General features: G+C 71.5%; 10 protein-coding genes and 1 pseudogene. 5 read left to right on the plus strand and 6 right to left on the minus strand.

Annotated features, from left to right (window positions below; genetic code table 11):
• Nucleotides 1–155: 155 nt before the first annotated feature.
• Nucleotides 156–2,045, minus strand: coding sequence for an AMP-dependent synthetase/ligase (locus tag ACT2CW_RS26430; protein WP_445518496.1), 1,890 nt, complete (start codon nucleotides 2,043–2,045; stop codon nucleotides 156–158).
• Nucleotides 2,046–2,335: 290 nt separating this feature from the next.
• Nucleotides 2,336–4,216, minus strand: a complete 1,881-nt coding sequence (gene lepA, locus ACT2CW_RS26435) for a translation elongation factor 4 (protein WP_164429519.1) — start codon at nucleotides 4,214–4,216, stop codon at nucleotides 2,336–2,338.
• 273 nt (nucleotides 4,217–4,489) lie between these two features.
• Here lepA and rpsT point away from each other — a divergent pair, with 273 nt between their 5' ends.
• Nucleotides 4,490–4,756, plus strand: a complete 267-nt coding sequence (rpsT, locus tag ACT2CW_RS26440; protein ID WP_138915696.1) for a 30S ribosomal protein S20 — start codon at nucleotides 4,490–4,492, stop codon at nucleotides 4,754–4,756.
• Nucleotides 4,757–5,247: 491 nt separating this feature from the next.
• Nucleotides 5,248–6,009 (plus strand): hypothetical protein, encoded by a 762-nt coding sequence (locus tag ACT2CW_RS26445; RefSeq protein WP_445518497.1) that lies wholly within the window; start codon nucleotides 5,248–5,250, stop codon nucleotides 6,007–6,009.
• 147 nt (nucleotides 6,010–6,156) lie between these two features.
• On the opposite strand, the gene holA is transcribed toward ACT2CW_RS26445, so the two are convergent.
• Nucleotides 6,157–7,146 (minus strand): DNA polymerase III subunit delta, encoded by a 990-nt coding sequence (gene holA / locus ACT2CW_RS26450; RefSeq protein WP_020871375.1) that lies wholly within the window; start codon nucleotides 7,144–7,146, stop codon nucleotides 6,157–6,159.
• Nucleotides 7,147–7,190: 44 nt separating this feature from the next.
• On the opposite strand from holA, the gene ACT2CW_RS26455 reads away from it, so the two are divergent.
• The 3 genes from ACT2CW_RS26455 (at nucleotide 7,191) to ACT2CW_RS26465 (ending at nucleotide 9,125) form a co-directional block, all read left to right on the plus strand.
• Nucleotides 7,191–7,478, plus strand: coding sequence for a hypothetical protein (locus tag ACT2CW_RS26455; RefSeq protein ID WP_164429525.1), 288 nt, complete (start codon nucleotides 7,191–7,193; stop codon nucleotides 7,476–7,478).
• A 208-nt stretch (nucleotides 7,479–7,686) separates the two neighbouring features.
• The gene (locus tag ACT2CW_RS26460; RefSeq protein WP_086886446.1) at nucleotides 7,687–8,229 is read left to right on the plus strand and encodes an MOSC domain-containing protein; all 543 of its coding nucleotides are present in this window, start codon (nucleotides 7,687–7,689) and stop codon (nucleotides 8,227–8,229) included.
• Between the two features lie 113 nt (nucleotides 8,230–8,342).
• Nucleotides 8,343–9,125, plus strand: coding sequence for a DUF899 family protein (locus ACT2CW_RS26465; RefSeq protein ID WP_445518498.1), 783 nt, complete (start codon nucleotides 8,343–8,345; stop codon nucleotides 9,123–9,125).
• Nucleotides 9,126–9,203: 78 nt separating this feature from the next.
• Here the strand turns inward: ACT2CW_RS26465 and ACT2CW_RS26470 are convergent.
• The 3 genes and pseudogenes from ACT2CW_RS26470 to ACT2CW_RS26480 form a co-directional block, all read right to left on the minus strand.
• Nucleotides 9,204–11,720 (minus strand): annotated as a pseudogene (locus ACT2CW_RS26470) (ComEC/Rec2 family competence protein); the annotation flags it as partial.
• Complete coding sequence (locus ACT2CW_RS26475) at nucleotides 11,717–12,718, minus strand: helix-hairpin-helix domain-containing protein (protein WP_445518499.1); 1,002 nt, start codon at nucleotides 12,716–12,718, stop codon at nucleotides 11,717–11,719. The gene ACT2CW_RS26475 and the pseudogene ACT2CW_RS26470, both read right to left, overlap by 4 nt.
• A gap of 339 nt (nucleotides 12,719–13,057) precedes the next feature.
• Complete coding sequence (locus ACT2CW_RS26480; RefSeq protein ID WP_182470368.1) at nucleotides 13,058–13,903, minus strand: DegV family protein; 846 nt, start codon at nucleotides 13,901–13,903, stop codon at nucleotides 13,058–13,060.
• Nucleotides 13,904–13,975: the final 72 nt, after the last annotated feature.

Here is a 13,975-nt window from a genome sequence, read left to right on the forward strand (position 1 = left end):
CGCCGTATCCGTAACCGTATCCGGCACGGACAGAGTGACAGACGGACCGCCCTCATATGCACCGGGTTACGCAAGTGAACCGCGATAAGGGGAAAATTCATGTGTCCGGCGGGCCGGTCAACCCGAAATCCGGTGAGGGGTCGTATCCTTGCCCGTTAAACCTCCCGCGTGCCCGCGTACATGTCCTCGATCAGGTCCTTGTACTCACGCTCGACGACCGGGCGCTTGAGCTTCAGGCTGGGCGTCAACTCCCCGTGCTCCACGTCCAGATCGCGGGGCAGCAGCCGGAACTTCTTGATCGTCTGCCAGCGCTGCAACCCGTCGTTGAGCCGCTGCACATGGCCGCCGATCAGCTCCCGCACCTCATCGGTGTCCACGACCTCCGCGTAGGTCTTGCCGCCGAGACCGTGGTCGTCCGCCCACTTCATGATCGTGGGCTCGTCGAGGGCGATCAGCGCGGTGCAGTAATTGCGGTCGGCGCCGTGCACCAGGATGTTGGAGACGAACGGGCACACCGCCTTGAACTGGCCCTCGATCTCCGCCGGGGCCACATACTTGCCGCCCGAGGTCTTGATCAGGTCCTTCTTGCGGTCGGTGATCCGCAGATAGCCGTCGGGGGACAGCTCGCCGATGTCCCCGGTGTGGAACCAGCCGTCGGACTCCAGCACCTGCGCGGTCAGGTCCGGCAGCCCGTGGTAGCCCTGCATGATGCCGGGGCCGCGCAGCAGCACCTCGCCGTCATCGGCGAACCGCACCTCCAGGCCGGGGAACGCCTTGCCGACCGTGCCGGTGCGGTAGTCCGCCGGGTTGAGGAAGCTGGCGGCGCTGGACTCGGTCAGACCGTAGCCCTCCAGGATGTTGATCCCGGCGCCCGCGAAGAAGTAGCCGATGTCGGGCGCGAGCGCGGCGGAGCCGGACACCGCGGCCCGCAGCCGGCCGCCGAACGCCTCGCGCAGCTTGCCGTAGACCAGCTTGTCGGCCACCGCGTGCTGGGCCCGGAGGCCGAAGGGCACGGAGGCGGTGCCGGTGCGGCGGAAGTTGTCCTGGGAGACCCTGGCGTACTCCCGGGCGACCTCGGCCGCCCACTGGAAGATCTTGTACTGGGCCGCCCCGCCCTCGCGCGCCCGCTGGGCCACCCCGTTGTAGACCTTCTCGAAGATCCGCGGCACGGCACACATATAGGTCGGCCGGACCACCGGCAGATTGTCGATGATCTTGTCGACCCGGCCGTCCACCGCCGTGGTGTGGCCGACGTAGATCTGCCCCGCCGTCAGTACCTTGCCGAAGACATGCGCGAGCGGCAGCCACAGGTACTGCACATCGTCGGGGAAGAGCAGTCCGTCCTGATTGCCGATCACAATGGCCATGTAAGACCAGGAGTCATGCGCCAGGCGTACGCCCTTGGGGCGCCCGGTGGTACCGGAGGTGTAGATGAGCGTCGCCAGCTGATCGCTGCGCAGGGCGTCCATCCGCTCCCGTACGGCGTCCGGCCGCCCTTCCAGCAGGGCCGCGCCCCGCTTCTCCAGTTCGGCGAGCGAGAGCACCCAGCCCTCGGGGTCGTCCGCGGCGGGGACCGCGTCGTCGGCCTGGATCACCACCACATGGGCCAGCTCGGGGAGTTCCTCGCGCTGCGCCCGCACCTTGGCGAGCTGCGCCGCGTCCTCGGCGATCAGCACCCGGCTGCCGGAGTCGGAGAGGATGAAGGAGGTCTCGTCGGCGTTGGTGGACGGGTAGACCGTGGTGGTGGCCGCGCCCGCGCACAGCACGCCGAGGTCGGCCAGGATCCACTCCACCCGGGTCGAGGAGGCCAGCGCCACCCGCTCCTCGGGGCGGATGCCCAGATCGATCAGGCCGGCGGCGATGGCGAAGACCCGATCCGCGCTTTCCCGCCAGGTCAGCGGCCGCCACTCATCGGGGCCCGTGCCCGAGGCAGGAGGCACCGGATAGCGGTACGCCTCCTTGTCCGGTGTCGCCTCGACTCGCTGGAGGAAGTGCGACGCCAGGGACGGCGGCCGGTTCTCGAGCAAGTTCTGTGTGTCGGTCACGGCATCCTCCGGGGCCCGCATCATTGCTTGGTGACTCGCGAGTAACCTTCGAGTAGGTGATCAGGGTAGGGGCCGAATCCTTACGGCGTAAGGGGGCCGGGTCACGTTGTTCTCACGAGATGCCCAAGAGAAGCCCCGGAAGGCGGCGGGCCCGGCGCATCCATCACGCCAGGCCCACTGACCACACTGTCCCCGGCGGGCGGTTCCTCCCGTCCCGGTGGGTGGTTCCTCCCGCCCCGGCGGGCGGTTCCTCCCGCCCCAGTGGGCGATATCCGCTTCTTCGCCTTGATCTACTTCTTCGCCTTGGAGTCCTTACCGCCGTCGGAGTCGGAGGACAGCACCGCGATGAAGGCCTCCTGGGGCACCTCCACGCTGCCGACCATCTTCATCCGCTTCTTGCCTTCCTTCTGCTTCTCCAGCAGCTTCCGCTTACGGGAGATGTCACCGCCGTAGCACTTGGCGAGGACGTCCTTACGGATGGCACGGACCGTCTCACGGGCGATCACCCGGGAGCCGATGGCCGCCTGGATGGGCACCTCGAAGTTCTGCCGCGGGATGAGCTCGCGCAGCTTGGCGACCAGCCGGACGCCGTACGCGTACGCCTTGTCCTTGTGGGTGATCGCCGAGAACGCGTCCACCTTGTCGCCGTGCAGCAGGATGTCGACCTTGACCAGCTCGGAGGTCTGCTCACCGGTGGGCTCGTAGTCGAGCGAGGCATAGCCGCGGGTCTTGGACTTCAGCTGGTCGAAGAAGTCGAAGACGACCTCGGCGAGCGGCAGGGTGTAGCGGATCTCGACCCGGTCCTCGGAGAGGTAGTCCATGCCGAGCAGCACCCCTCGGCGGTTCTGGCACAGCTCCATGATCGCGCCGATGAACTCGCTCGGGGCGAGGATGGTGCCCCGTACGACCGGCTCATGCACCGTGTCGATCTTGCCCACCGGGAACTCGCTGGGGTTGGTCACCGTGTGCTCGGTGCCGTCCTCCATCTCCACCCGATAGACCACATTCGGTGCGGTGGCGATCAGATCGAGATTGAATTCGCGCTCCAGGCGCTCACGGATGACCTCCAGGTGCAGCAGCCCGAGGAAGCCGACGCGGAAGCCGAAGCCGAGCGCGGCCGAGGTCTCCGGCTCGTAGACCAGCGCGGCATCGTTGAGCTGGAGCTTGTCCAGGGCCTCGCGCAGCTCGGGGTAGTCCGAGCCGTCCAGCGGATACAGCCCCGAGAACACCATCGGCTTGGGGTCCTTGTAGCCGCCCAGCGGCTCCTGGGCACCGCCGCTGACCTGGGTGATCGTGTCACCGACCTTGGACTGGCGGACATCCTTCACACCGGTGATCAGATAGCCCACCTCGCCCACGGACAGTCCGTCGGCGGGGGTCATCTCCGGCGAGTTGGTGCCGATCTCCAGCAGCTCATGGGCGGCGCCGGTGGACATCATCCTGATCCGCTCGCGCCTGCTGAGCGTGCCGTCGACGACCTTCACATAGGTCACGACGCCCCGGTAGGCGTCATAGACGGAGTCGAAGATCATCGCGCGGGCGGGGGCGTCGTGGACGCCCACCGGGGCGGGCACCAGCTGGACGACCCGGTCCAGCAGCTCGGCCACGCCCTCGCCGGTCTTGGCGGAGACCTTCAGCACGTCGGAGGGGTCGCAGCCGATGAGATGGGCCAGCTCGGCGGCGTACTTCTCGGGCTGCGCGGCGGGCAGATCGATCTTGTTGAGGACCGGAATGATCGTGAGCTCGTGCTCCATCGCCAGATAGAGGTTGGCGAGGGTCTGGGCCTCGATTCCCTGGGCCGCGTCCACCAGCAGGATGCACCCCTCGCACGCGGCGAGTGAGCGCGAGACCTCATAGGTGAAGTCCACATGGCCGGGGGTGTCGATCATGTTGAGGATGTGGGTGGCGGGCTCGCCGCCCTCGTCCTTCGTCGGCGCCCAGGGCAGCCGGACCGCCTGGGACTTGATCGTGATGCCGCGCTCGCGCTCGATGTCCATGCGGTCGAGGTACTGCGCGCGCATCTGCCGTTGCTCGACCACACCGGTCAGCTGGAGCATGCGGTCGGCGAGCGTCGACTTGCCGTGGTCGATGTGCGCGATGATGCAGAAGTTACGGATCAGAGCCGGGTCGGTACGGCTCGGCTCCGGCACATTGGTAGGGGTCGCGGGCACGCAGGGTCCTGTGTCTAGGCGGGACTCGGTGTTATCGGTATGGGTCAGTCCCGTCCATGGTCCCATGAATGGCGACCTCTTCCGGGTTTGGGACGCCATGGACCCTGCTGGTAACCTGGCCGACTGTGTCTCGTGCCCCCTCTTTCACGGAGATCTCCAAGGACATCTCCACGGGGGACGCCATGGATGTCTTCACGGACGCCTCTGACGCCTCTATGGGCACGGACGCACCACGAAGCAAGTGAAACCCAACGAACCTGCGAAGGCTTTTACGTGGCGAACATCAAGTCCCAGATCAAGCGGAACAAGACGAACGAGAAGGCGCGCCTGCGCAACAAGGCGGTCAAGTCCGAGCTGAAGACCGCCATCCGCCGTACCCGCGAGGCCGTGGCCGCCGGTGACGCCGAGAAGGCCGCCGAAGCCATCCGCATCGCCGCGCGCAAGCTCGACAAGGCCGTCAGCAAGGGCGTTCTGCACAAGAACAACGCCGCCAACAAGAAGTCGGCGCTCGCCCAGCAGGTCTCCAGCCTCCAGGGCTGACGCCTTCCGGGGCTGATGCCTTCCGGGGCTGACCTCGAAGGCTGACGCCTTCCGGGGATGGTCTCCAGCCGGTTTGGGCACAGCGGTCCCTCTCACCCGCTCCAACCGGTAGCCGAGAACCTCTCCAGCACCTTCAGCCCCTTCAGCGGCACCGCGCCGCACGCGGCCTGCGTTCGCCACGCGGGTGCGGCGCACATGATCGATACGAAGGCCCCGCGCCTGTCCTTTTCCCCAGGACAGCGCGGGGCTTTCGCGGTTAATTCGGGTATGTTCACGTCATGTCGACACCGGGGGAAACACCCAATCCGTACGGGCCGCCACAGCCGCCCCAACCGCCTCAGCCGCCTCAGCAGAGCCCGGCGCAGAGCGCGCCGCAGGGGCCGGGGCAAAGCCCGGCGCCGAGCCCACCGCAGAGCGCGCCGCCCGGCCCGTACGGGCAGGTGCCGCCCCAGAGCCAATCGCCCCAGCACAATCCGTACGCCCAGCCGACGATGCCGTCCGTCCCCCTGGGCGGCGGATACGGCCCGATGGGCGCACCGGGCATGCCTTCCGGCGCGCCGCCCATGGGCCCCGGGGGCGGGGCCGGGGGCGGCGGCAAGGGCCGGCTGTGGGGCCTTGGCGGGGCCGTCGTCGCCTCGGCGGTCTGGGCCGGGGTGCTGTTCGCCACGGGAGGCTTCGACGGGAACGAGACGGAGGCCGATCTCGCGGGCTACCGCTATATGACCAACCTGTGCGGCTCGACGGACCCCCAGGCCATCGAGGACTCCGGGTACAAGCAGAAGGACGAGAGCGGCTCGTCGTCGAACCCCCAGCACAGCAGCTCAGAGAACCCCGCGCTGGACTCGATGACCTGCAACATCGACTTCGAGCCGAGCGGCGCGAGCACCAGCGACTACTCCTCGGTGTGGCTCTACACGACGGCGTCGCTGCACAAGAAGACCGACCCCGGCCCCGAGTTCGAGGCCCAGTACCGGTCGTACGAGGACCAGAAGACGTCCACCTACAGCTATGAGGTGAGCCCGGTCAGGGGGCTGGGCGAAGAGGCGTATGTGGTGCGGCAGGAGAGCAAGAGCAGCACCTCCAACACCGGCGCCTATGTGATCCTCGCCGTGCGGGACGGCTGGATGACCTATCAGTCGACCTGGTCGGAGTACGTATCGACCTCCTCCAACGCCTCGGCCAAAACGCCGGAAGAGGCCACCGAGATGCTCAGGAAGAGCGCGAAGGCGACGCTGGAGAAGATGAAGGAGTAAGCGGGAGCCGGGGCGGAGTCTCGGTTCGGGCAGCGCCCCGAAGGGGCGCGGGGCTGTGTCGATGTGCGGCTCCGCCGCGCGGGCGCGACCAGCCACGATGCGGCCGCAGACGCACGACGGCAATTCGCGGCACTTCCCGCGGAGCGCTTAGCGGCGGCCCGCCCGGGCAGCGCGGGCGATCGTGACGACGGCCTTCTCCAGGGCGTACTCCGGATCGTCTCCGCCGCCCTTGACCCCCGCGTCGGCCTCGGCGACAGCGCGCAGCGCGATCGCCACGCCATCCGCCGACCAGCCCCGCATCTGCTGCCGCACCCGGTCGATCTTCCACGGCGGCATGCCGAGCTCACGGGCGAGATCACCCGGCCGGGCGCCGCGCGGCGCGGAGGCCAGCTTGCCGATGGAGCGGACACCCTGGGCCAGGGCGCTGGTGATCAGCACCGGCGGCACCCCGGTGGAGACGGCCCAGCGCAGGGCCTCCAGCGCCTCGGCCGCGCGGCCCTCGACGGCACGGTCCGCGACGGTGAAGCTGGACGCCTCGGCACGGCCGGTGTAGTAGCGGGCGACGACGGCCTCGTCGATCGTGCCCTCGACATCGGCCACGAGCTGGGAGACCGCGCTGGCGAGCTCGCGCAGATCGCTCCCGATCGCGTCGACCAGGGCCTGGCACGCCTCGGGCGTGGCGGACCGGCCGGTGGCGCGGAACTCCGACCGTACGAACGCCAGCCGGTCGGCGGGCTTGGTCATCTTCGGACAGGCGACCTCGCGCGCCCCGGCCTTGCGGGCGGCGTCGAGCAGCCCCTTGCCCTTGGCGCCGCCCGCGTGCAGCAGCACCAGGGTGATCTCCTCGGCGGGGGTGCCGAGGTAGCCCTTCACGTCCTTGATCGTGTCGGCCGACAGATCCTGTGCGTTGCGCACCACCACGACCTTGCGCTCGGCGAAGAGCGAGGGGCTGGTCAGCTCGGCAAGGGTGCCGGGCTGGAGCGCGTCGGGCATGAGGTCGCGCACATCGGTGTCGGGGTCGGCCGCGCGCGCGGCCGCCACCACCTGCTGCACGGCGCGGTCGAGCAGCAGCTCCTCCTGGCCCACGGCGAGGGTCACCGGGGCGAGTGGATCGTCGGTCGTCGTCTTCCTGGCCATCGCGGTCCAGCATCCCACGGACCACCGACAGCCCCGCCGTCCGGATGTCCGACAATGTTCCGGTGATCGATGAAGGACTGACCGGCGCCCGCCACGCCCGGCACATCCTGGTGCTCCCCGACCGCGACGCGGCGGAGGAGGTGGCCGAGGCCCTCCCCGAGCGCTTCGGCATCACCCAGGAGCCCCAGCTGGTACGGGACGCCCTGGCGGGTGAGGACGACGCCGAGGACGCCCAGTGGCTGGTGGTGATCGAGGACCCGGCCGGCGGGCTGGACCCGACCGCGCTCGACGCGCTCGCAGACGAGTACGACGGTTGGCTGGAGGCCGAATAACGTCCGAGACCAAGCAGGTCGGAGGAAGTCCGCTACGGTTCGGGCAGCGCCCCGAAGGGGCGCGGGGCCGTGTTGATGTGCGGCTCCGCCGCGCGGGCGCGACCAGCCACGATGCGGCCGCAGACGCACGACGGCATTTCGCGGCACTTCCCGCGGAGCGCTTAGGCTCATGACCAACCGACAGTCGCGGAAGAGGGGGGCTCCGAGGATGAGCGGAACTGTGACGGCAGTCAGCAGCAACGGCGAGTACTCGTTCACCAAGCCGAACCGGGACAGCATCACCCTGCTCACCGGCCTCGGCGTCGAGGGCGACGTCCACGCCGGCGTAACGGTCAAACACCGCTCCCGCGTCGCCCAGGACCCCACCCAGCCGAACCTGCGCCAGGTCCACCTCATCCACGAAGAGCTCTTCGCGGAGGTCGGTGCGGAGGGCTTCAAGGTGCTGCCCGGTGACCTGGGCGAGAACATCACCACCCGCGGCATCGACCTGCTCGCCCTCCCCGTCGGCACCCTGCTCCGCATCGGCGACGAGGCAGTGCTGGAGGTCACCGGCCTCCGCAATCCCTGCCTCCAGATCGACCACTTCCAGAACGGCCTCCTGAAGCAGGTCGTCGGCCGCGACGAGGCCGGGAACATCATCCGCAAGGCCGGAGTCATGAGCGTCGTGCGGGAGGGCGGCACCGTCCGCCCGGGCGACCTGATCCAAGCCGAGCTCCCCGCCGAACCCCACCGCCCCCTGGACCGCGTCTGAGAGCGGGCCCTCCTGCCGCGATGAGTTCCGGCCGGGCCGGGAGTCTCTTCTGGTGACCGTCGTAGAACGCCGTACGACGCCGCCCGGTACGAGAAGACATCACGGAGGACACCATGACGGCCACACCGGACGACCCGACCACCACGCTGCCCGGCCGCCCGCCCGTGGTCGACCTGGCCACCTGGCAGGCCGCCCGCGACGAGCTGCTGGTCCGCGAGAAGGCCCACACCCGCGAGGGCGACGCCATCGCCGCGGCCCGCCGCCGGCTGCCGATGGTGGAGTTCGACGGGACGGTCGAGGTCGTCGGACCCGACGGCCCGGTCCCGTTCCTGGACCTGTTCCAGGGCCGCGACGAGCTCGTGGTCTACAAGCACATGTGGTACGACGGCGCACCGCACCAGGGGCAGTGCGAGGGCTGCACCACCACGGCCTGGCATCTGAAGGAAGCGGACTACCTCAACGCGCGCGGCGTCTCGTTCGCCGTCCTGACCACGGGCCGCTGGGACGAAGTGGCCTCCTATGTCGAGTTCATGGGCTACACCCAGCCCTGGTACTCGGTACGCGACGTGGACGGGCCGGCCGGCGGCAGCATGGGGTTTCTCACCTGCTACCTGCGCGACGGCGACCGCGTGTTCCTCACCTACTCCACGACGGGCCGTGGCAACGAGCGGGTCAACGCGTCCCTCGGCCTGCTCGACATGACGCCCTACGGCCGCGGCGAGGCGTGGGAGGACAACCCCGAGGGCTGGCCCGAGGGGCGCGACGCGTGCTGGTCCTGGCGCTCGGACGCGGACGGGAACGCCACCTGGGGCCCGACCAGCCGCCCCGTACCGCAGTGGACCCGCCCCGGCGCGACCCCCGTGGAGACCCTCGGCCGCCACGGCCACTGCAACTGACGCGTGCTCCGGTGGCGCCCTGCCCGCGCCGAAACCGCTTTGGGTGGTCCGGGCGGACCGTCGCGCATCGCCACCGCGGCCGCCGAGGACCGCGCGCAGCCCCCGGTCGCGTGTGACCGCGATGGGGCCATCGGTATCGGTCCGCAGTACGGCGGCGCCCTGGGCGCGCAGGGCGGCGATGGTGCGGGGCGAGGGGTGGCCATAAGGGTTGTCGGCGCCGCAGGAGATCAGGGCCAGGCGGGGGCTGAGGTGCCGGAGCAGCTGTGGATCTTGGTAGGCCGAGCCATGGTGGGCGACCTTGAGGACGTCGATCTCGGGGAGGGCCGGGTGGGTCGTCAGCAGGGCCTGCTGGGCGGGGGGTTCGAGGTCGCCCAGGAGGAGCAGGGTCAGGCCCGCCGTGCGGACGAGAAGGGTGACGCTCGCGTCGTTCGGGCCCTCGGTCGCGGCCGGGGCGGATGGGGGCGGGGGCCAGAGGACCTGCCAGGCCAGCGGGCCGAAGCGTCGTCGCTCCCCCGGCTGCGCCGGGATGGCCGGGATATGCGCCGACCGGGCGGTTCGGCGTACGGACTCGGCCTGGCCTGGTGGTTCTTCCAGGGTGGTGGTCTCGATCGCGCCGACCGCCCGGCCGCGTAACGCACCGGTCAGCCCGGCCACATGGTCGGCGTGGAAGTGGGTCAGGATCAGGAGCGGGATCCGGACGATGCCCAGGGAGCGCAGGCAGCGGTCGACGGCTCGTGGCTCGGGGCCGGTGTCCACGACGACGGCCGTGCCGGGGCCCGCGGCCAGGACCAGGGCGTCGCCCTGGCCCACATCGCACGCCACCATCCGCCAACCGGGCGGTGGCCAGCCGGTGATGACCCGGGCCAGGGGTGCCGGGCGTACGACGGCCAGCAGCACCAGCAGCGCGCAGACGGCGCACAGCAGGCGGTGGCGCAGCAGTCGGCGGCCCGCGAGGACCACGGCCACGGTGACGGCGGCCAGCAGGAGCGCGCCGGGCCAGCCGTCCGGCCAGTCCGCCTCGGCTCCGGGCAGTGCCGCGCCGGTGCGGGCCACCTGGGCGATCCACTCGGCGGGCCAGCCCGCCGGCCAGGCGATCCACTGGGCGAGCGGCGGTGCGACGGCGGCTGCGGCGAGCGCGGCGAAGCCGAGGGTGGTGGTGGGGGCCACCGCCACCTCGGCGATGAGGTTGCAGGGGATCGCCACCAGGCTCACTCGCGCGGCCATCACCACGACGACCGGTGCGCAGACCGCCTGGGCCGCGGCGGCCGCCGCCAGCGCCTCGGCCACCCGGGGCGGTACGCCACGGCGCCGGAGGGCCGCGCTCCATCCCGGCGCGATGGTGAGCAGGGCACCGGTGGCCAGCACGGAGAGCAGGAAGCCGTAGCTCCGGGCCAGCCAGGGGTCGTAGAGCACCAGCGCGAGGACGGCGGCGGCCAGGGCCGGAAGCAGGGAGCGGCGGCGGCCGGTGCCGAGGGCGAGCAGGGTGATCAGCCCGCAGGCGGCGGCGCGCAGCACGCTGGGCTCGGGTCTGCACACGATGACGAAGGCGAGCGTGAGCCCGCCGCCGAGGAGGGCGGTGGTGCGCAGCCGGATGCCGAGCGCGCCCGCGAGACCGCGCCGCTCGGCGCGCCCGGCCAGTTGGGGCGGGCCGATGAGCAGTGCGAGCACCAGGGTCAGATTGCTGCCGGAGACGGCCATGAGGTGCAGCATGTCCGTGGCCCGGAACGCCTCGTCCAGCTCGGGCGGCACCCGTGAGGTGTCCCCCACGACCAGCGCGGGGAGCAGCGCCCGCGCGTCCGGGGAGAGCCCGTCGGTCGCGGTGCGCAGCCCGGCGCGCAGCCGCCCGGCCAGCCGCTGGACCGCGCTGGGCGGGCCCGTGACCTTCGGGGGCCCGCCGCTTACGCGCACTACGGCCGCGACGCGGTCCCCGTCGCGCAGCGGTGGCGCCAAGCGGCCGTGGACCCGCAGACGTGTGGACGGCAGCAGCCCGAGCCAGGCCGTCCGCTCCTTGCCGGACCCGGGGTGGACCGTGACCAGGACGGGGGTGCGGGTGGTGGTCGTGGTGCCGTCGGGGCCGGTGACCCGATCGGCCTCCGCCTCCAGGACCACGGACGCGGGCGCGAGCGCCGCGCCCCGCACCCGTGGCCGGGTGAGCCGTGGGTCCCCCATGACCGTCACCTCGGCGGTGGCCTCGGCGTACTCCCTGGCGAGTGCGAGGACGGGGCCACGGCGTACGTCCGCCCCGTGCAGCCCGGCAACCGCCCCCGCGACGGCCCCGCACAACAGCGACGCGGCGATCGCCCCTGCCATACGGCGCCCACGCCAGGCGACCGCGCGTGGGCCGTCCGGTGTCGGGGCTCGTCGGCGGATCCGGAAGAGCAGGGCCACCGCTGCGAGGGTGGCTGCTGTGCAGGCGAGGGCCACCGTTAGGGGTGATGCGTCCAGGGCCAGTGCCGCGGCTGCCCAGGTGGTCAGGGCCGGGGGTACCAGGCGGAGGTCGGGCGGGCCCTCCTGGCGTGGGTGTGACGCACCGCGCGGGGACGCGGCCGCGGCATGGACCGGGGCGCGGGTGCGCGGGGGCCGCTCGGACGTCATGGCTGGACCAGCGGGCGCAGGTCGGCGAACCGGCGCTCGCCGATGCCGTTCACCTCGCGGAGTTCATCGATGGAGCGGAAACCTCCGTGCTGGGTGCGGTAGTCGATGATGTGCCGGGCCAGGACGGGGCCGACTCCCGGGAGGGTGTCAAGCTGTTCGGCGGTCGCGGAGTTGAGGCTGACCGAGCCACCGGGTGCCCCCGGTCCGGCCGGTGCGTTGGGCGCGTTGGGTGCGTTGGGGCCGTTGGGCGCGTTGGGCGCGTTGGGCGCGTTCGAGCCGCTGACCGCCGCGCCCGGCGCCGGTGGTCCTGCCGCGGGGGCGCCGACCACGAGCTGTTCCCCGTCCACCAGCGGACGGGCGCGGTTCAGCCCGCTCAGGTCGGCGCCCGGCCGTACCCCGCCCGCCGCTTCCAGCGCGTCGGCGACCCTCGACCCGGGCGGCAGCCTCCGCAGGCCGGGGTGGCGGACCTTGCCCGTCACATCCACCACGACCTTCCGGCCGCCGCCGGACGAGGTGAGCTGTCCGCCCGGCGTGGGACCGGGTTCGGAGGGCGCGGCGCGCGGGGGCTCCGGGGCCGGGGCACGCACGGTCTGGGGGCGGCCGGTCCAGAAGTGGTAGGCCGCGAAGGCCACCGCGGTGAGCAGGGCGACCGCCAGGGCAGCGACCGTCTTCAGCTCCATGCCGCAGCGCAGTTGAAGCCACAACGGCAGCCGCTCGCGCAGGGCCAGCCCTGCCCGGTCGCGTCTGCGCAGCGGAGCGATTTCGGACGCGTTTCCGGACGCGTTCTCAGGCCCCTCCTCCTCGCGCCCGTCCTCGTGCCCCGCCCTGTGCCCCTCCTCGGGCGACTCCTCGTGCCCCTCCTCGGGCGACTCCTCGTGCCCCTCCTCGGGCGACTCCTCGTTCCGTACCTCCTCCCGTACCTGCTCCGCCGCCGCAGCCGGCCCCGCGATGCCCTTCGGTCCGTCCCTGCTGCCCAGAGCGATGGACCCGGCCCCCACCGGGGACGCCCGAGGCGCCGGTGGCGTGGCGAAGAGCGCCGCCGCGCGGCTCGCGCGTGAGGATGCGGCGGGGTGCGTCTGGCAGTGGATGCCGCGGTGGCGGCTTCCGGCGCTGACCGGACCCGCCCCCGACGACGGGCGTGGACGGCGGCCCGCCCCGCCGTCGCGATGGCGGCCCCGCCCCGGGCCCGTGGTTACTGTGCGTGATCGTGACCTCATGCCACCTGACGGTAGACACATGCGGCCGATCGCACCGATCCGCATCAATTTCCGGGGATAACCCCCGCGTTGTGGACAACTCCGTCACCCGGCCGAGTGAAGAGCCTCCCCCACCCTCCGCTACCGCGGAGAGACCACCGCCCCCAGCAGCCCCGGCCCGGTGTGCGCCCCGATCACCGCGCCCACCTCGCTCACATACAGCTCCGCCAGCCCCGGCACCCGCTCCCGCAGCCGTTCCGCGAGCGCCGCCGCCCGTTCGCCCGCCGCCAGGTGCTGCACCGCGATGTCCACCGGGCTCCGGCCGGCCCGCTCCACCACGATCTCCTCGAGCCGGGCGATGGCCTTCGAGGCGGTGCGGACCTTCTCCCGCAGCTCGATCCGGCCCTCGTCGAGCTGGAGCAGCGGTTTGACCGCGAGCGCCGAGCCGAGGAGGGCCTGGGCCGCGCCGATGCGGCCGCCGCGCCGGAGATAGTCGAGGGTGTCGACGTAGAAGTACGCCGCCGTGCCGTCGGCCCGTTTCTCCGCCGCTGCCACGGCCTCGTCCAGCGTGCCGCCGCCCTCCGCCGTCTCGGCCGCCGCCAGCGCGCAGAAGCCGAGCGCCATCGCGACCATTCCGCTGTCCACCACCCGCACCGGAACGGGCGCGTCCTGTGCCGCGAGCACCGCCGCGTCGTAGGTGCCGGAGAACTCGGCCGACAGATGCAGGGAGACGATGCCCGCCGCACCCTCCTCGGCGGCGGCCCGATAGGCGGCCGCGAACATCTCCGGGCTGGGCCGGGACGTCGTCACCGGCTTCCGCTTCTGCAATGCCTGCGCGAGGGACCGGGCCGAGATCTCGGTGCCCTCCTCCAGGGCCCGGTCGCCGAGCACCACCGTCAGCGGCACGGCGGTGATGCGGTGCCGCTCCATCGCATCCTGCGGCAAGTACGCCGTGGAATCGGTCACGATCGCGACATGGCGGGACATGACTGGGAGGTTATCGGGGGATGGCGCCTGCCGACAGCGCGACCCCACGGGGTGATCAATTGCCTTGCCGAT

The organism is Streptomyces sp. NEAU-174 (assembly GCF_052665095.1).